This is a genomic window from Flavobacterium laiguense (assembly GCF_003097655.1).
GTDB lineage: Bacteria > Bacteroidota > Bacteroidia > Flavobacteriales > Flavobacteriaceae > Flavobacterium > Flavobacterium laiguense.
Genome location: NZ_QCZH01000005.1, coordinates 1 through 17,960 on the forward strand (window position 1 = coordinate 1; position 17,960 = coordinate 17,960).

Consider the following 17,960-nt stretch of genomic DNA (forward strand, 5'->3'; position numbering starts at 1 on the left):
AAGTGGTGGTCAATTTACTCCGAAACTGGTGGTCAATTTACACTGGAATGGGGTGGTCAATTTGACCGGTTTTTCCACTAATTGGAAGAAATTTATAAAATAAGAAATTATGAAAACATCAATCTTTACATGGATTTTGCGGTTAACTGCAGCCATAATTTTATTGCAAACCTTGTATTTTAAATTCACTGGAGCAGAGGAAAGTGTCTATATTTTCTCGACTTTAGGAATAGAACCTTATGGTAGAATTGGATCTGGAATAGCCGAATTAATCGCTGCTATTTTAATCCTGATACCTAGAACAACTTTGTTAGGTGCTTTGATGGGAGCAGGAGTAATGCTCGGCGCTATTTTTTCCCATCTTTTTGTATTGGGAATCGAAGTGAAAAATGATGCAGGAGAACTGTTTACTTTGGCAATAATTACCTTTCTTTGTTGTATTGCATTAATTTATTTGAATAAAAGTAAAATCCCAAATCTGTTAAAATTAAAACTATAATATGCTGATTCTATCTATAAATAATAGTTTAAACGAATTGATTGGTTTACTTAATCAATTATCGGATAAAGAATATTCAAAGCCTTGTTTTGAATTGAGTGGTTCTAGCATTGGAGAACATACCCGACATATTGTTGAAATGTTTCAATGTTTGGATCGAAATTATGATTCTGGAATTGTAAATTATGACAAAAGGGATCGTAATACTTTGATTCAAACCGACACGAATTATGCAATTCAAATGATTTTGGAAATAATAAATAGTATTCAAAAAGAGAATAAAGAACTCGAATTGCAACAAATAATTGATAGCGAAGGGATTAAAATTCAAAGCAATTATTTCAGAGAATTGCTATATAATTTTGAACATTGTATTCATCATCAAGCCTTGATAAAAGTGGCTATTCTAAAATGTGATAGCGTATCTGTCGATGACAATTTTGGTGTGGCTCGTTCAACAATTGAATACAGAAATCAATGTGCACAGTAAGTTTTGTTTGTGCCAATGATAAGGTTATTATTACTTCAAATCGCGATGAACAAGTAATTCGACCTAGTGCTATTCCACCCAAAAATTATACCTTAAACGGAAAGAATATTATCTATCCAAAAGACCCCAAAGCAGGTGGGACATGGTATGTAGTCGATGAAAACGGAACGGTTTTGGTTTTACTAAACGGTGCCGACGAAAAGCATCAGGTTCAATTACCGTATCGAAAGAGTCGAGGTTTAATTGTACTTGAAATGATCTGCAGTGTTTCGCCAAAGAGGTTTTGGGACGAAATTGATTTGCATAATATTGAACCTTTTACTTTGGTTTTGTTTCAGGAAAAGCAGCTTTTTCAATTGCGTTGGAATGGAGTCGAAAAATCAACGGCTGCTTTAGAGATTGATAAAAATTATGTTTGGTCTTCTTCTACTTTATATTCAAAAGAAATTCGTGAGCAACGTTCCAATTGGTTTTATTCTTTTTTAGATTTAAATCCCGAAATAAACCAAGAAAAACTACTCCATTTTCATCAATACACCGAAAGTGATAATGCCGAACACGGTTTGGTCATTAATAGAAACAATCAATTGAAAACATTGAGCATCACGCAAGCTGTAATAGAGAAAAATAAAGTGTGCATAGCGCATTATGATTTGATCGCGCAACAAGATTTTTCGACAACATTTATAACGATTTAAGCCATTCCAACTTGAAACCTGAAACTTTAAACTTTAAACTTTTTTTGCACAAATTCACGCACTGGGAATACTGGCCTTTTCAAATTGTTTATATCCCCATCTGTTTTCTATGGGTCTATTATTCGATTAAGGCAAAATCTATTTTCTTTTTTAATGCTTCCAATCCAACGATCAAAAATGGTGGTTTTATGATGGAAAGCAAAAAAAAGATTTACGATTTAATTCCACAAAAATATTATCCAGTAACAGAACTAATTAAAGAAAAAACTTCTTTTGATGCCGTTCAAAAAGTAATAGAAAAAGCAGGGATTACCTATCCCTTTATCGCCAAACCCGACATTGGTTTGCGAGGTTCTGGGGTTAAAAAAATAGAAAATGCAACCGATTTAAAACAATATGCCGAGAAGGCCAATTTTGATTATGTAGTACAAAATTTAATTCCGTTTCAAAATGAAGTAGGGGTGTTTTATGTTCGCTACCCTCATGAAAAAGTGGGTAGAATTACTGGAATTGTATCCAAAGAATTTTTGATTGTTACAGGAAATGGAATAGCAACATTGGAGGAATTAATCAAAGAGAATCCTAGATACGAGTTACAGTTGAAAGTACTCAAACAAGAATACGGTTCTAAGTTAGACGAAATTTTGCCTTTCAGCGAAAAAATAAATCTCGTCCCCTATGGGAATCACGCTCGAGGTGCCAAGTTTATAGATGGTAGTCAATGGATAACTCCCGAACTTACAGCAACTTTTAACGAACTGTGTTTGCAAATTCCAGGTTTCTATTTTGGAAGGTTGGATATAATGTACAACACACTGGAAGAATTAGAACAAGGAAAAAACTTTTCGGTGGTTGAATTAAATGGAGCCGCAAGTGAGCCAACACATATTTATGACCCCAAAAATTCTTTGCTTTTTGCCTGGAAAGAACTCGCACGCCACATCACTTATATGTACGAAATAAGCGTAGCTAACAATAAAAAAGGACACCCGTATTTGCCTCACAAAGTCGGAATGAAAGAATACCGTTTGCACCAAAAACAAAACCAAAAGATCATCAATTTCTAATAAATGAAAGCCTTCAAAAACATAATTGTTGGATTTGTTGTAAGCTTCGTAGGCTCGCTCCCACTTGGCTATTTGAACATTATTGGGGTCGAAATTTTGTCTAAATTAGGTATGAATCCGCTACTTTCGTATTTGTGGGGCGTGATTCTAATCGAAGCGATTGTCATCTATTTCACAGTTATTTTTTCGACTCAATTGGCCGAAAATAAAAAATTGATGAAAAGCATCGATTTTTTTGCTGTATTTTTCCTTTTATTGATTGCCTATTTGTTTTTTGCTTATTCCAACCAAACACAACAAGAACATAATTATTTAGAAGACTATATTCAATATTCACCTTTTTTAATCGGAATGGTTTTGTGTGGATTGAATTTTCTGCAAATTCCTTTTTGGATGGGTTGGAATCTGTATTTAATGAATGCCAAATACATAACCTTATCCAAGAAACTTAAATTTCATTATATATTAGGCACGTTGATTGGTACTTTTTTCGGAATGCTGGCAGTAATCATTTTATTAGATTCACTATCTCAAAAAATATTGGATTATTCCAAATTTATTATACCAATTGTAGTTCCGCTCTTTTTTATTGGTTTGGCATGTTTTCAGGCTCTAAAAGTTTATAAAAAGTATTTGAAGAAAACTATCCGATAGCCGGCTGACTCATGTCATACCCCAAAATGAAATAGTTGTTATTGTTGAATTGAAAATCGCCAATAACCGACCATTTTAATTTTTCAATATGCGCTTTTTGAGAAGGAATGTTGGTTTTGTTGATGAAAGTAATGCTTACCGGAAACCTTTTCAAAAGATGCACTCGCATAAATTCAAAGAAGGGGTTGATTAATCCTTTTTCTCGGTATTTTTTGTCAATGCAAATAGGTCCGTACTGAAAAGTATTGGTATCAGTAAGCTTAAAATCCTTGAATGAAAGCTCAGGAAGCATCGGGGTCATGTGATTAAAAATAGCCCACTGACTGAAATAATCCCAGTTTGCCGCAAAAATATAAGCGATAATTTTGTTGTCGTCTTTGGCAATAAATAAACCTTCTTGGTTGATTACTTCTTGAAGTTGCTCAACAGAAAAAGGAGTCGTTACAAATCCAGAAGCTTTTTCTTCTTCAGTCATATTAGATACCAAATAAAGATCTTGTAATGTCAATACGCCTTCGATGTCTGTGTTTTTTGCTACTTCAAATTGGATGTTTTCAATCATTTTTATGGATTCTAGTGGAATTATTTTTTGCAAAAATAAGCAAAAGTCTAGTGTCGTTTTTTAAACATTTCAGGATTATTTCACTTCAATTGGACCTTTTATAATTTGGATTTCTTCTTTCGGGTTTTTAATTCGGATGTTGATCGTTTTGTATTCCCATTCTGCTCCATTCTTTTCAGCCGAAATGTCCATTTTTCCTTTTCCTTTATTTCCTTTTATTCGTATTGATAATGCTACAGAATTATTGTTGTTGGAATAAATTGCGTTTCCTTCAAAAATGGCTAATTTGTCAATAGGTTCTATTTCTCCAAGAACCTCCAAAACTCTTTTATTAGTTTTTGCTTTCTCAATTGCTTTTTCATAAAGCGAATTGTCCGAATACACTAGAGCAATATCTGTTATATTCCCATCTATAGTTGAAGATAAAAGAAATCCAAATAAAAGTAAAAACAGCAATGTTGGTAAAGACCATTTCCAATTGCTGCTCCACCAATTTTTCTTAACTATTAATTCATTGTCCATATTTACTATTTTTGATTTAAAATATACTTCAGTTAATTTGTACTTAGATTACTTATAGGGTTTCACTTTTTCTAGATATTTATAAAAGTTCGCGAATGTATTTTTAATATTTTAAAATTACTGTTTTTTAACTGTTTTGACTATTTTTGCTACATGAAAAACATAATTATCACAGGAACGAGTAGAGGGATAGGTTTTGAGTTGGCTTTGCAATTTGCCAATGCAGGACATCAGGTACTTGCTGTGTCAAGAAAAATAAACCAAGAGTTACTTTCTCATAAAAACATAAGGTGTCTTTCAGTTGACTTGTCCAACGAAGTAGAGTTGCAGCAAGTAACGAATTTTTTATCTTCATCTTGGGATAAAATCGATGCTGTTGTTCATAATGCGGGGAGTCTATTATTAAGGCCTTTTTCGGAAACGACGCAGCATGATTTCGAAAATATATATAAAGTCAATGTTTTTGGAGTGGCGAATCTGACCCGTATCTGTTTACCATATTTGCAAAAAGGGAGTCATGTAGTAACGATTAGCTCTATGGGAGGCGTACAGGGAAGTCTTAAGTTTGCAGGATTGGCGGCTTACAGTTCCAGTAAAGGTGCCGTAATTACATTGTCAGAATTATTGGCTGAAGAATACAAAGAGCAAGGGATTTCTTTTAATGTTTTGGCTTTGGGCTCCGTTCAAACCGAAATGTTGCAAGAGGCATTCCCTGGTTATCAAGCGCCACTTTCTGCTAGTGAAATGGCTAATTATATTTATGATTTTACGCTTACAGGGAATAAGTATTTTAACGGTAAAGTGCTACCGGTTTCTTCTACTAATCCGTAATCCCCCTAGCCCCCTAAAGGGGGAATTGATATGCCTGAAACTCTTTTGAAATATTTGCCGGAACATGCCGTAAAGCCAGTTTTTGAACTGATTGTTACGCATCAAGTGCATCTTAAAATTGTCAATGAGAGACAAACCCGTCACGGTGATTATCGAAAGGGAATGAATGGAAAACATGAAATTACGGTTAATTCCAGTCTCAATAGATACAAGTTTTTGATTACGTTGATTCACGAAATATCGCATTTGGTAGCGTTTGAAAAATTTGGTCGAAACATAAAACCACATGGAGGAGAATGGAAACATTCTTTTCAAAGGATGATGGTTCCGTTTATTCGGCCAGAGATTTTTCCCAATCAATTATTGCCTTTGTTGGCAAGACATTTCAAAAACCCCACGGCAAGCAGTGATACGGATGCCACATTGGCATTGGCGCTAAAGCAGTATGATAAACAGAATGATAAAAACTATATCTTTGAGATTCCTTATGGTAGTGTTTTTAGAATTTCTAACGGAAAGATTTTCAAGAAAATAGCGATACGAACAAAACGATACGAATGCTTAGAAGTAAGTTCCGGGAGATTGTATTTATTTAACCCAAATGCTGAAGTAGAGCTATTACCAGGTTAGTTAAACCTAAATTAAGATTTGCTTTAAAAGCAAACTAAAAATATAAAAATGAACAAAAATTATTACGCAATATTAATGGCGGGCGGAATCGGTTCTCGATTTTGGCCAGTGAGTACGAGAGAATTCCCGAAGCAGTTTCACGATATGCTGGGTTCCGGAGAGACGTTGATTCAAAAAACGTTCAGTCGATTATCACAAATCATTCCGAAAGAGAATATTTTGATTCTAACACATGAGAGTTACAATGAATTGATTTTAGAGCAATTGCCAATGGTGAAACAAGATCAGATTGTCTTGGAGCCAGCCATGCGAAATACGGCAGCTTGTATTCTGTATGCCTCATTAAAGATTAAAAAATTAAACCCAAACGCAGTAATGGTTGTCGCGCCAAGTGACCACTGGATTGAAGATGAAATGCAGTTTGTGGCCAATTTACAACGTTCTTTCGACTTATGCGAAAGAGAAGGAACCTTGATGACTTTAGGGATTTTACCGACGGCTCCTAACACGGGTTATGGCTACATTGAGTTTGATAAATTGGATAGCCGTTCTATAAAAAAAGTGGTTCAATTTAGAGAAAAGCCAGATTTTAAAACTGCCAGACGATTTATTCAAAGTAGAAATTATTTATGGAATGCCGGTATTTTTATTTGGAGTGTGCAATCTATTTTGAAAGCTTTTGAAGAATTTCAACCCGAAATGTTTGCTCTTTTTATGGAAGGGTATGAGGTGTATAATTCAGATAAAGAAAGTGCTTTTATCCAAGAGAATTATCCCAAAGCGGACAATATTTCTATAGATTACGCCATAATGGAAAACGCCAAAAATGTTTATGTTCTTCCTGCAACTTTTGATTGGAATGACTTAGGTACTTGGGGGTCATTACATGAAAAATTGCCAAAAGACGACAATAACAATGCAGTTGTTAATGCAGCAGTATTGTTGCAAAATGCTTCAAATAATATCATTAGTACTGCCGTAGGAAAACAAGTAATTGTTGATGGTCTGGATGATTATATCATTGTGGATAAAGATTCTGTTTTATTGATTTATCCAAAAAGTAAGGAGCAAGAGATAAAGGGAATTGTTTCACAGTTGAAATCCTAATAAATATTTTTACTCCTATTAAATCAAAAAAGTGAATTCTTAAGAATCTTGGGCAACCTCAATTTTCAGAAAGGAATCACTTTTTTATTTTATAAAATAACCCAAAATAATATGTCTAAAAACGAAAATCAATTCCTCATTTATCTCGCTTTTGCAGCTATCTTTATTATTTGGGGAAGCACTTATTTCTTTATTTTCTTGGGACTCGAAACCATTCCTCCATTTATGTTGATGGGATTGCGATTTGTAATTGCGGGTTTGCTTTTACTGATTTTGATAAAAGTACAAGGGAATTTTAAAATGCCAACTAAGGATGCAGTACTCAAAAATTCAATTTATGGAACTCTTTTGCTTGTAGGCGGAACAGGATCAGTGATGTGGGCAGAGCAATTTGTTCCTTCTGGGATTGCTTCAATAGTGGTTTGTAGTTTGCCTTTTTGGTTCTTGATTTTAGATTATCCAAAATGGAAGGAAAATTTTTCAAATATTAGTTCACTTCTAGGATTGGTTATAGGTTTTATAATTCTTTTTGATGTCAATGAATCTGCTTTTTCAGATCATTTTGTTTTAGGGGTGATCGTAATTATCGCTGGTGGAATATCTTGGGCATTAGGCTCTTTGTTTTCTAGATACTATCCTACTGATTTGCCTACCCTGATGAATGTCGCTTTGCAAATGATAAGTGCAGGATTGCTTTGTTTGATGCTATCTTATTTTGCGAAAGAGACCGAAGGTTTTGTTTTCAGCAAAATATCTTTAACTTCTTGGTTGAGTTTGGGGTATCTTATTGTTTTTGGGATACTTGCTTATATTGCTTATTTATGGTTGATAACCAAGCGTTCATTGATACAAGTAGGAACCTACGTATATGTAAACCCTGTTATTGCTGTTTTTTTAGGTTGGTTGTTTGCTAAAGAAACTATAAGTCCAAAACAAATACTTGCCTTAATTGTGATTCTAATTGGAGTGGTTTTAATCAACTGGGTTGGCTATCGAAAGACTTTGTTTGAAAAAAACAAAGCCTAATTTACCCTTTCAAATAAGCTTCTCTAACTTTCTTAAACAAGTTAGATGAATAAACAAATTCTACGATAGCTTCGTTGTCAGTTAAGAAAATATCTTCATTGGTTCCTTCCCAAGCTTTAAGGCCGTTTTTTAGAAATGTAATTTTATCTCCAATTTCCATTACCGAGTTCATATCATGGGTGTTTACCACCGTAGTGATGTTGTATTCTTCGGTGATTTCTTTGATAAGGTTGTCAATCAATATGGCTGTATTGGGGTCTAATCCGGAATTAGGTTCGTCACAAAATAAATATTTTGGGTTGTTTACAATGGCACGGGCAATAGCAACCCTTTTTTGCATACCACCAGAAATCTCCGAAGGTAATTTTTTATGAGCACCAATTAAGTTAACTCTTTTTAAAACAAAATCTACTCGCTTTTGAATTTTTTCGTTGCTATCGTTAGTGAACATTTTCAATGGAAAACCTACGTTTTCGGCAACGGTCATACTGTCAAAAAGGGCGCTGCCTTGAAAAAGCATGCCAATTTCGGTGCGTATTTCTCGTTTTTCATCAGTGTTCAATTCGGAATAGATTCGCCCGTCAAAAGAAATGGTTCCTACTTCTGGGGTATGAATTCCTAATAGTGATTTTAATAAAACCGTTTTTCCCGATCCACTTTGGCCAATAATCAAATTGGTCTTCCCTGCTTCAAAAACACAGGAAACCCCTTTTAGAATTTTGACGCCACCAAATGATTTTTCTATATTTTTTATTTCGATCATTGCGTTAAAAGTAATTGCGTTAATATGTAATTCATCAAGATAATGGTTACCGATGTCCAAACAAATGAAACAGTACTTGCTTTACCAACCTCTAGAGCTCCGCCTTTCATGTAAAAACCATGAAAAGAGGGTATTGTGGCTAGGAACATTCCGAAGATAAACGTTTTTAGAAAAGCATAAAATACATGGAAAGTGTTAAAATCTCTCTGCAGACCTTCGATGAAATCTGTACTTGCTCCAAAACCACCATATACAGTGGCAACATATCCGCCAAAAATCCCCAAAAACATACTGATACCTACCAAAAATGGATACAACATTAAAGCGATTATTTTTGGAAAAACCAGATAATTCAAGGAGTTTACTCCCATTACTTCGAGTGCGTCAATTTGTTCGGTAACACGCATGGATCCTATACTGGAAGTGATAAATGATCCCATTTTTCCTGCCATAACGATGGACATAAAGGTAGGGGCAAATTCTAAAATCATGGATTGTCTTGTTGCAAATCCGATGAGGTATTTTGGGATGAATGAATTGGTTAGGTTTAAAGCGGTTTGAATGGCAACAACTCCACCAACAAAGAAAGAAATGAAGGCGACAATTCCTAATGAGTCAATAATTAGGTCGTCTACTTCTTTGAAAATAAGACCTTTCATTACGGACCATTTTGTTGGTTTTTTGAAAATTTCTTTCCACATCAAAAAATATTTCCCGATTTGGGAGGTATAGCGAATGAGCATCATAGTTTTATAGTATATGGGCTAAATTACAAACTTGTTGTGAGTTATGGGTTTTACCTTAGAAAAGTTTTTGTTTCATTTTTTGTAAACGATAGTTTCTGATGAAACGAGCTTGATCATTTGTAACCAATAACGGGGTTTTTGCTTTTTTGGCTTTCCAGAAGCCTTTAATGTAATCAAAGAAAAGAAGCGGTTTCTTTTTCATCATGGCTAATTTAGCTGATGAAATTGTGGTTATGAAAAAACCGTAACCCAAAGTGTAAAAAGACTCTCCTTGTTTGTAACGCGCTGCTTTGTTGTAATTGGCACCGGTAGGTTTTAGATGTTTGATAATTAAAGAAGCATCGGTAACTACTTTCCAATTATAAAATTTGGAAAGCAATTCATCAACAGTATCCCATCCCATCGCGGGTTTTAAATTGCCTATTTGTAAAAAACATTCTTTTCGATAGGCTTTAAAAGCACCTCGAATATGATCTTTATCGGTTAAGTTTTCCAGTATCCATTCTCCATTTTTTTCTACATAAGCAAAACCTCCTGCCATACCAACCGTTGGGTCGTTTTTGAAAATATTTAGTATGGTTTCAAAATAATTATTTGGAATGATTAAATCGCCGTCTAGTTTTACAATAATATCGTAATTATCATCTAAAGTTTCAAACCCTTTATGAAATGCCTGAATCACCTTGCTTCCCGGTAAATGTATCGCCTCTGACGTTTTGTTGACTAAAGTAATAAACGGATTGTCTTTGGCAAAAGCCAAAACAATTTCGGCAGTTTTATCCGTAGAATTGTCATTGACAACCACCACTTTTTTGGGCAAAACAGTTTGTGAAATGAGAGATTGTAATGTTAAAGCGATAAAAGCTTCTTCGTTATAGGCGGGGATAACTATGTAGTAGTTCATTTAAAAAATTTTAAATTTTTTGATTTTTGATTTTAGATTAACGATTTGTTGTAAAGCGTTAATTAAAAATAAAAAAATCAGAAATCGTTAATCTACAATCTTAAATCTTGATTTTCTCTGCGTAAACAATATAATATCTCGGAGTGAAAAATCGCAATAATGGGCGAAATCCAATTTTTTTAACGGGATGCGTAAATTTTTCTCTATCGATTATTTTCCAACCAGTTTTTTCTAACAACCAGTCCAATTGCCAATCTTCAAACTCATGGTAATGTCTGTCCCACATGTCGGTTTTGCTGCGATATGCAGAAGAAAACCAAAGACGCAAAGGAATTGATATTACTAATTTACCTGATTTTATTTCTTTTAAAATAGTGTAGGGGTTGAGTAAATGTTCGAAAATTTCAAAAGCAGTTACTATATCTTGTTTACCCTCCGAAAAAACATTTTGATTCTCGTCTAAATCTTCTCCAGTAGTGTTTTTTACAGTAAAACCTTCTTCTTTCATGATTTTAGAAAAAGGATTTTCTACACCCAAATCTAATATGGTTTCGGATGTTGAGATGTGTTTTCTTAAAAATTCTAAAGTATGTTTGAATCTTTTATTGGGAAATGTTTTTTCGTACATGTTTTTTTATTTTAACTATCGCTTTCGCTTTAGAGTTTGCAAATATAAAGATTCTGTTTCTTATACCGTTTGTAATAGGGTTTGTAATTTGAAATTTGTCCAAACTTGCTTCAATGACGTTTCTTTAAGGGCGGTTTTGTCATTCCGACGAAGGAGGAATCACACTAGTGTCTCGCCTAATGTGATTTCTCCCTTTGGTCAAAATAACAAACTATGCGGTTTTGGCAGGGCGAATTCTTAAGGAAAGGAGATTGAATATTTTTTAAAAAAAGAAAGCCCACTGCACTAAATAAAAGTGAGTGGGCTTGGAATAAATAAGCGTACAGCTTATTAGTTTAATGTCTATATACAAAGGCATTGATATTCATTCCAGCTCCAACAGAAGCAAAAATGACTACATCTCCTTTATTGATTTCCTGATCTTGAATTTCTCCTCGAATAAGAAGGTCGTAAAGAGTAGGTACTGTTGCAACACTGCTGTTTCCTAGTTCATGTATGCTCATCGGCATAATGTTTTTGGGAGGGGTTTGTCCGTATAATTTATAAAAACGATGAATAATAGCTTCGTCCATTTTTTCGTTGGCTTGATGAATAAGGATTTTTTTAACATCCCCAATTGCAATGCCACTTTGGTCTAAACAGCTTTTCATGGCTGCAGGAACTTGGCTTAAGGCAAATTCATAAATTTTACGACCGTACATTTTGATGTACTTGGTGTCTGGATTTAACTCAGGGTTGTATGATTTTCCGAAGTAAAGGAAGTTGGCTTCCTCTGCTGCATAAGTTGCGCTTTCATAGGATAACATTCCAGTTTCATCATCTGAGGCTTCTATAACTGAAGCGCCAGCTCCATCAGAGTAGATCATAGAGTCTCTGTCGTGGTCATCGACTACGCGAGACAATGTTTCTCCTCCTATGACAAGGCATTTTTTTGCCATGCCAGATTTTATGAATGCATTGGCTTGCAATACGCCTTCAATCCAACCCGGGCAACCAAAAAGAATGTCGTAAGCGACGCATTTTGGGTTCTTTATTTGTAATTTATGTTTGACTCTTGTGGCTAAGCTTGGAATAATATCCGATTGTGTTGTGCCAAATTTCACATCGCCAAAATTATGGGCAAAAATAATATAGTCTAAGGTTTCTGGATCTATTCCAGCATTTTCTATTGCTTTTTGAGAGGCAAAAAAAGCCAAGTCTGAAGCGGTATAATGATCCTCGGCATATCTTCTTTTTTCGATACCGGTAATGCCTTTGAATTTATTAATTATGATTTCGTTTGGGTGTGCCAATGGAGAACCATCTTCATTTAAAAAAACATGTTCGCTAAAGTCGGTATTGCTTATTTTTTTCTCAGGAATATAACTTCCTATTCCACTTATTTTTATTTTCATTTTGATAAATTCCAGATATATATCGGCTAAATTAATTATAAAAAATGTATAAAAGGCAAAATATTTACTATGCGTGCATATAAATGCAGAATATCAAATATATTGCAAAAATATTGAATATTTTTTATTGAATATTATCAAATGATGCGTTTTGTTTTTAGAAGTGTTAAAAATAACAAAGTGTGTGTTTTTTGTTAAAAGATTTTTTTTGTTAAATAAAGATTGTATTTGTTAAATCAGAAAGTGATTAAATTTTTCACCCCGTCATATTTTGACGGACTAATGTCCTAATTTAGCAATAAATAAAGAAAAGATGGCAAAAGTTGATTTTTACAAAAGGTATTTATACATCATCGACAGATTAAAATCGGTTCCTTGCAATTTTGTGGACTTGCAGGAATATGTAATTTCAAAATTTGAAAATAGCGATAAATATATTGATTATTCCCCACGCACTTTCGACCGTGACAGAGAAGATATTGAAAGTTTGTTCGGGATTAGTATTGAATACGACCGAAAAGACAGAGTCTACAGGATAAAAGACGAAATCGAAGACCCATCGGTTTCTAGAATGATTGAGGCTTTCTCGATTCATCAGGCACTAAAGGAAGGAGGCAAAATAGCACCGAGCATTCACCTAGAAAGCCGAAAAGCTTCTGGAACTCATTTGATAAATGGCTTGTTGTACGCCATTCAAAATCATTTACAAATTAACTTTACACATACCAAATTTTGGGATATGAAAATTACCCAACGTACCGTCAAGCCCATCGCAATTAAGGAAGCCCAACACCGCTGGTATCTGATTGCGCAAGATACTAAAAATGGAGAAATCAGGAATTTTGGTCTTGACCGAATTAGTGAATTGAAGATTTCGGATATTCAATTGAAACGCATTCCTTTTGATGTGGAGAAACATTATCAACACGCTTTTGGAATTGAAACGTATGAGCTGGCACAAAAAGTGGTTTTAGAATTTACTTGGCAACAGGGAAATTACATCAAATCGTTTCCGTTACACGCTTCGCAAAAGATTATTTCGGATACGGAAGATGCTTTGGTAGTTGAATTATACATTCATCCAACAAATGATTTCACCATGGAATTACTCAAATATGGAGATCAGGTAGAAGTATTGGAACCCAAACAACTTAGAGATGCGGTAAAAGAAAGAATATCTGAAATGATTACAATATACAACTAATGGCAAATCAACGGTAAAAACTAATAGAATTCAATCAAAATAGAACTAAGTGGCAACCAATAAACTTAAAATAAATCTTTTCGGAGAAGTCTGGAAACTAAAACAGTTATTGCTTCCCCTAGAGCTTTTAAAAACATTTGAGGAAACAGCCAGTAGAATGAAACAGCCTTTAATAGAAGTTATAATAGATCCTTTCTTTTACCATTACCTCAAAAGTAAGACAATCCAATCCGTAGAAGATTTACAAGGAAAGAGCATAGAAAGACTTATCAATTCAACAAAAAATCAAATCGAGATATGGTATAAAAACAAAAAGGTTCAAAAATTAAAAATCAATGATTTAAAAGAAGAATTATTACTGTTCCCATTGTACAACACAACAATTCATAATAAAAATTCTAGTTTAGAGGATGGAATTTATATTGAGCAAAAAGAAATAGGTCTAGTGGGAAGCTTCGAAATTAATACAGATGATTTTAATATTAATAACCTAGAATTCCAATTGGTTCAAACAAAAGAGGATATATTTTTAATAAACTTGATGTATAAAAATCAAGCTTTAGTTTGCAAAAAGAAAGACACATTAATCACGTTCCAAAATTGTTTCGAAATAAATAGTACTGCTAAATAACATTGGCAAATATCTGATAAAGTCTCATTTCCCAAGATCGCTCCGTTTATAGTAAACCAAAACGTAATTGCTCACAGTGACTTTGGCTTTGACTTTCCGGTTTTGGACAAAACACTTAACTATGATGGTTTACCAACTCTAGATTACAATAAATTTGCGCTTACAGGATTTACAAATCAAATTTGGCTAACTTGTGCCGAGAACATCAAATTCCCCTTAATCATCATGATGCTGTATGTGCCCCAGGGCTTGTGCGGAATTGTATTTAAGGAGTTTATAAGAAATAGTTAGATCAAAAAAAACAAAAAATATGACAGAAAATACAGTTGAAGAAATTGTTGTTGAAGAAAAAACAAATATGGAAGGAGTCAAAAACCTGCTTGAAAAGGTAGGTTTAATTCAAAAGAAATATGACGACATCGCCGAAATTACTGGAGAGAAATTTAATATTTTTTCATTACTTAACTTAACAAGTAATGAAGTGCGAACACATTCAGCATTTATTGGAGAACTTTTGAATATAAAAGGTTCGCACGGATTGAAAGATATTCCGTTGAGACTTTTTATTCAAATGTTGGAAAATAAATTCATACACATCGAGAATAGAGATGAAGAATCTGAAAAGATGATTGATTCGGAGAGATTCAAAATCGATACCAATGCGGCAAAAACGACTATTGAAAAACATATTGGTAAATTGAACGATGAAAAAACTGAAGGAGGGCGCATTGACATTATTGTAGAAGACAGTGGAAAAAAAGCTCTTATTATTGAAAATAAAATTTATGCAGGAGAGCAAGAAAATCAACTGATTAGATACTATAATTACGACAAGAAATCGCCTATTTTGTTTTTAACTTTAAGAGGGAGTGAGCCTAAATCAGCAAAAAGATTGGTTAAAAACGAAGATTATTTCAACATTTCCTACAAGGAGGATATTACAAAATGGTTGGGGGATTGCATAAAAGAAGCGACAGACAAACCGATGCTTAGAGAGGTATTGAAACAATATGTTTATTTGATTAAAAAATTAACAGGACAAACAATTAATAAAGTTATGAGTAGCGAGATACAAGATACCATTTTTAAAAATTTTTCAGCAGCTGAACAAATAGTAAAAGATTTTGAAAATGCAAAAAATAAAATACGTAATAATGTAAGGGAAAGTGTTATCCGAAAATTAAAATCCAAATTAGGGTTAACGTTTGATATTAATATTCATAATAAGGTACAAGAAAAAAATTCTGGTATATGGTTAAGATTTAAAACTCCTAAAACAGATAGTATTATTTTTGGGATAGAGCCTTTCAGTGGTAACGGGAATGAAAGAAATAGACTTTTTTATGGAGTTTTAGATTTGCAAGGTAAGAATAAGGATGTTTTTATTGAAAACGGATTTTCTAATACTGAAAAGGGTTGGTGGAGAGAAAGAAAAAGTTTTGAAAGTTTAGAAAATTTATATGTTGATTTTGATAATATTCAGTTTCTTGAATTTTTAGGGAAAAACAAAGAAAACCAAGAAAAAATAGCAGAAAGTATTTCTAGTCAATTAATTAAATATATAAATAGCAAAAGCGAGCTCATTGTTAAAATTTGTAATGAAATAGAAAAAAAAGAATAATAAGTTTTCTTATTTATCAAAAACCTTTGTCAACTTCCATTGGCAAAGGTTTTTTTTTATGTCTTTTCGCAAGCAGAACACTAAAAATTTTTCCGCTCCGCCGCCTTTTGGCAGGCTCTGCATTTAGATTTGTATCGAATAATCAAAACAAGGTACTATGAGAATTTTATTTTTTGGCAGAGCCAATACAAGACTTGGGAAAATTATTAGAAGATGGAAACCGATTTTAGCGTTACTCTTTATTTTTATAATTAGTTGTGGAAATAGAACATCGAGCCAAACGGTTCAAATTCAATTTGCTAAACCGATAAATGGTTTTACGGCTACGATTTACTGGACATCAAAATCCTTAAAAATCCATAGATATTTTGAAAGGGAAATGGTGGTTGGCAAAGCAATTTTGGAACTGGAAAGAACTACAGACAAAGTGAAGTATAAAGTAGATTATAATCTTTTGATAGACACTCTTCTAGTCGATTCTGATTTTGAAAAATCGATGTATGAATGTTTTGTAAATAATAATCTTCCGGAAGTTATAGCGATCAACAATGAAGAGAAAAAAGAAATCCTAGATAAAGAGGATCCTCTTTCTCAGGAAAGAAATGAACCTTTCTTTTTCTTTAAAGATGTGAATTTTGATGGCAATGACGAATTATTGCTTGTTGAAGAAGATTTAAAAGTAATTGGTACACATAAGACTTGGCGTGTTTTTGAATTTAAAGATGACAAATTAGTAGAGTTCCTATATTTTCCTCCGGATGTTTTTGCTTGTGATAGAGATCGTGTCGGAAGTATCGATTATGTGAAAAAAGAAATTAGAATTAATCGATTTCGCTCTTGTTGCGATTATGAAACCGATTTTTATCGACTCGGCAAAAATTCCAAGAACAAGTTTATACTTTACAAAACCGAAACTATAAAACAGGATAAACCTATAATTACAAAATATTATAAGGAGTAATTATGCAAATAGTAATCTGAGTTTTAAAAAGTGCTTCGTGATTGAAGACCTTTGTCAAAGTCAAACATCAGAATTAGTTTTATTGAAATTATAATAAGTATAGTATGGATGATTTATTTTATGAGAGAAAGGAACATCAAACCTTGTTTTGGTTGTTGGGAAATGCCGAGTTCACGGAAGCTTTGGTCTATTTGGTTTGTAATAGGGAACATCAGAATCTGACGGTAATAGCCAGTCGTTATTCGATTGAGATTTGGAATGAACAAGTGACAGTAGTCATTCTTCTATCTACGGGTTTACAAAATAGCGAATATCAGAGAATCAAAATTAAACCGAATTTGCATTTAGTTACATTTTCACCTGTATTTTATGATGAATTTGATTTTAATGTTCTAGATATTTCTATTATTGACCCAAAAAAATGGCTTAACGAAATGATGAAACGTCCAAAAAAAGAAGATGTTGAAAGGTTGAAAGAACTTAGCAGACTGAAAGTCTGGGTTGTTTATGAAAATATCCTGCCTAGATAAAATTTTGAAATATCTTAATTGAAAATGAACACAGTTCCCTGAAGCCTTCTGACTTCGGGAGATTACAAAACAAACCCTTTATAAAACTTCAACCTTCTATAAAGGTTTTTTTATGCCTTTGTGAAAAAACTTTAAGCTTTTAAACCACAAATTTTAAACAAAAAAAACACTCTGCCGTACTCTGGCTGGCCCCCCGTTTAGATTTGCAGCTGTAAACGAAACAGAGTAGGCAAATTTTTAAACAGTTATAAAATGGCACAAATGATTATCAAAGAGAAAGAAATGATTCGCATCAACCCTTCAAACAAACAAAAATTGGAGTATTCTACCAATGATGGTAGAACTTGGATGTCAAGACATAACGGTTCTTCGTATGGTGATTTCAGTGATTTAGTTGATAACGGGAAAGAGCTTTTGGCAACCACTTCAAAAGGGTTGTATTATTCGAAAAACGATGGGAGAACATGGATGAAAAGAGGATAGAATAAACTG

22 protein-coding genes are annotated in these 17,960 nt (G+C 33.5%); 15 read left to right on the forward strand and 7 right to left on the reverse strand.

All coding sequences use genetic code 11. The features are described 5' to 3' along the window. The first annotated feature begins 109 nt into the window (after window positions 1-109). The 5 genes from DB891_RS06325 to DB891_RS06345 are packed head-to-tail and all read left to right on the forward strand — an operon-like array spanning window position 110 to window position 3,408. Window positions 110-499 (forward strand): DoxX family protein, encoded by a 390-nt coding sequence (locus DB891_RS06325; RefSeq protein ID WP_116761733.1) that lies wholly within the window; start codon window positions 110-112, stop codon window positions 497-499. Between the two features lies 1 nt (window position 500). After that, window positions 501-989 (forward strand): DinB family protein, encoded by a 489-nt coding sequence (locus tag DB891_RS06330; protein ID WP_116761735.1) that lies wholly within the window; start codon window positions 501-503, stop codon window positions 987-989. Further along, window positions 977-1,687 carry an NRDE family protein gene (locus tag DB891_RS06335; RefSeq protein WP_116761737.1) on the forward strand — a complete coding sequence of 237 codons (711 nt, stop codon included), beginning with the start codon at window positions 977-979 and terminating at the stop codon, window positions 1,685-1,687. Before DB891_RS06330 ends, DB891_RS06335 begins: the two co-directional genes overlap by 13 nt. Window positions 1,688-1,731: 44 nt before the next feature. After that, on the forward strand, window positions 1,732-2,754 hold the full coding sequence (locus tag DB891_RS06340) for an ATP-grasp domain-containing protein (protein WP_223256061.1): 1,023 nt from the start codon (window positions 1,732-1,734) through the stop codon (window positions 2,752-2,754). A 3-nt stretch (window positions 2,755-2,757) separates the two neighbouring features. Continuing rightward, on the forward strand, window positions 2,758-3,408 hold the full coding sequence (locus DB891_RS06345; RefSeq protein ID WP_116761741.1) for a hypothetical protein: 651 nt from the start codon (window positions 2,758-2,760) through the stop codon (window positions 3,406-3,408). Here DB891_RS06345 and DB891_RS06350 read toward each other — a convergent pair. Together DB891_RS06350 and DB891_RS06355 are read right to left on the reverse strand one after the other, a co-directional pair. Further along, the gene (locus tag DB891_RS06350) at window positions 3,398-3,970 is read right to left on the reverse strand and encodes a GNAT family acetyltransferase (protein WP_116761743.1); all 573 of its coding nucleotides are present in this window, start codon (window positions 3,968-3,970) and stop codon (window positions 3,398-3,400) included. The genes DB891_RS06345 and DB891_RS06350 overlap by 11 nt on opposite strands. A gap of 75 nt (window positions 3,971-4,045) precedes the next feature. After that, entirely contained in the window at window positions 4,046-4,492 is a 447-nt protein-coding gene (locus DB891_RS06355; RefSeq protein ID WP_116761745.1) for a cytochrome c oxidase assembly factor Coa1 family protein, read from the reverse strand. A 153-nt stretch (window positions 4,493-4,645) separates the two neighbouring features. Here DB891_RS06355 and DB891_RS06360 point away from each other — a divergent pair, with 153 nt between their 5' ends. From DB891_RS06360 to DB891_RS06375, 4 genes are all read left to right on the forward strand, one after another. Beyond that, the gene (locus DB891_RS06360) at window positions 4,646-5,323 is read left to right on the forward strand and encodes an SDR family NAD(P)-dependent oxidoreductase (RefSeq protein ID WP_116761747.1); all 678 of its coding nucleotides are present in this window, start codon (window positions 4,646-4,648) and stop codon (window positions 5,321-5,323) included. 30 nt (window positions 5,324-5,353) lie between these two features. Continuing rightward, a complete protein-coding gene (locus DB891_RS06365) occupies window positions 5,354-5,953 on the forward strand; it encodes a SprT-like domain-containing protein (RefSeq protein WP_116761749.1) in 600 nt (199 codons plus the stop codon). A 48-nt stretch (window positions 5,954-6,001) separates the two neighbouring features. After that, window positions 6,002-7,060, forward strand: coding sequence for a mannose-1-phosphate guanylyltransferase (locus tag DB891_RS06370; RefSeq protein ID WP_116761751.1), 1,059 nt, complete (start codon window positions 6,002-6,004; stop codon window positions 7,058-7,060). A 111-nt stretch (window positions 7,061-7,171) separates the two neighbouring features. Then, window positions 7,172-8,086 carry an EamA family transporter gene (locus DB891_RS06375; RefSeq protein WP_116761753.1) on the forward strand — a complete coding sequence of 305 codons (915 nt, stop codon included), beginning with the start codon at window positions 7,172-7,174 and terminating at the stop codon, window positions 8,084-8,086. A 1-nt stretch (window position 8,087) separates the two neighbouring features. On the opposite strand, the gene DB891_RS06380 is transcribed toward DB891_RS06375, so the two are convergent. The 5 genes from DB891_RS06380 to DB891_RS06400 form a co-directional block, all read right to left on the reverse strand. Continuing rightward, on the reverse strand, window positions 8,088-8,849 hold the full coding sequence (locus tag DB891_RS06380) for an ABC transporter ATP-binding protein (RefSeq protein WP_116761755.1): 762 nt from the start codon (window positions 8,847-8,849) through the stop codon (window positions 8,088-8,090). Continuing rightward, window positions 8,846-9,595, reverse strand: coding sequence for an MlaE family ABC transporter permease (locus DB891_RS06385; protein WP_116761757.1), 750 nt, complete (start codon window positions 9,593-9,595; stop codon window positions 8,846-8,848). Before DB891_RS06385 ends, DB891_RS06380 begins: the two co-directional genes overlap by 4 nt. A gap of 55 nt (window positions 9,596-9,650) precedes the next feature. After that, the gene (locus DB891_RS06390) at window positions 9,651-10,499 is read right to left on the reverse strand and encodes a glycosyltransferase family 2 protein (protein WP_116761759.1); all 849 of its coding nucleotides are present in this window, start codon (window positions 10,497-10,499) and stop codon (window positions 9,651-9,653) included. 100 nt (window positions 10,500-10,599) lie between these two features. After that, complete coding sequence (locus DB891_RS06395) at window positions 10,600-11,127, reverse strand: methyltransferase domain-containing protein (protein ID WP_116761761.1); 528 nt, start codon at window positions 11,125-11,127, stop codon at window positions 10,600-10,602. A gap of 335 nt (window positions 11,128-11,462) precedes the next feature. Next, complete coding sequence (locus tag DB891_RS06400; RefSeq protein ID WP_116761763.1) at window positions 11,463-12,521, reverse strand: 3-oxoacyl-ACP synthase III family protein; 1,059 nt, start codon at window positions 12,519-12,521, stop codon at window positions 11,463-11,465. 313 nt (window positions 12,522-12,834) lie between these two features. Between DB891_RS06400 and DB891_RS06405 the strand changes: the two genes are divergently transcribed. The 6 genes from DB891_RS06405 to DB891_RS06430 all read left to right on the forward strand — a co-directional run bounded on the left by DB891_RS06405 (window position 12,835) and on the right by DB891_RS06430 (window position 17,951). After that, on the forward strand, window positions 12,835-13,725 hold the full coding sequence (locus DB891_RS06405; RefSeq protein WP_116761765.1) for a helix-turn-helix transcriptional regulator: 891 nt from the start codon (window positions 12,835-12,837) through the stop codon (window positions 13,723-13,725). A gap of 49 nt (window positions 13,726-13,774) precedes the next feature. Continuing rightward, entirely contained in the window at window positions 13,775-14,356 is a 582-nt protein-coding gene (locus tag DB891_RS06410; RefSeq protein WP_124019499.1) for a hypothetical protein, read from the forward strand. Between the two features lie 310 nt (window positions 14,357-14,666). Further along, window positions 14,667-15,977 (forward strand): PDDEXK-like family protein, encoded by a 1,311-nt coding sequence (locus DB891_RS06415; protein ID WP_116761769.1) that lies wholly within the window; start codon window positions 14,667-14,669, stop codon window positions 15,975-15,977. A 157-nt stretch (window positions 15,978-16,134) separates the two neighbouring features. Then, on the forward strand, window positions 16,135-16,938 hold the full coding sequence (locus DB891_RS06420; protein WP_116761771.1) for a hypothetical protein: 804 nt from the start codon (window positions 16,135-16,137) through the stop codon (window positions 16,936-16,938). Window positions 16,939-17,042: 104 nt separating this feature from the next. Continuing rightward, on the forward strand, window positions 17,043-17,468 hold the full coding sequence (locus DB891_RS06425; RefSeq protein ID WP_116761773.1) for a hypothetical protein: 426 nt from the start codon (window positions 17,043-17,045) through the stop codon (window positions 17,466-17,468). Between the two features lie 252 nt (window positions 17,469-17,720). Beyond that, on the forward strand, window positions 17,721-17,951 hold the full coding sequence (locus DB891_RS06430) for a beta propeller repeat protein (protein WP_116761775.1): 231 nt from the start codon (window positions 17,721-17,723) through the stop codon (window positions 17,949-17,951). Window positions 17,952-17,960 lie beyond the last annotated feature (9 nt).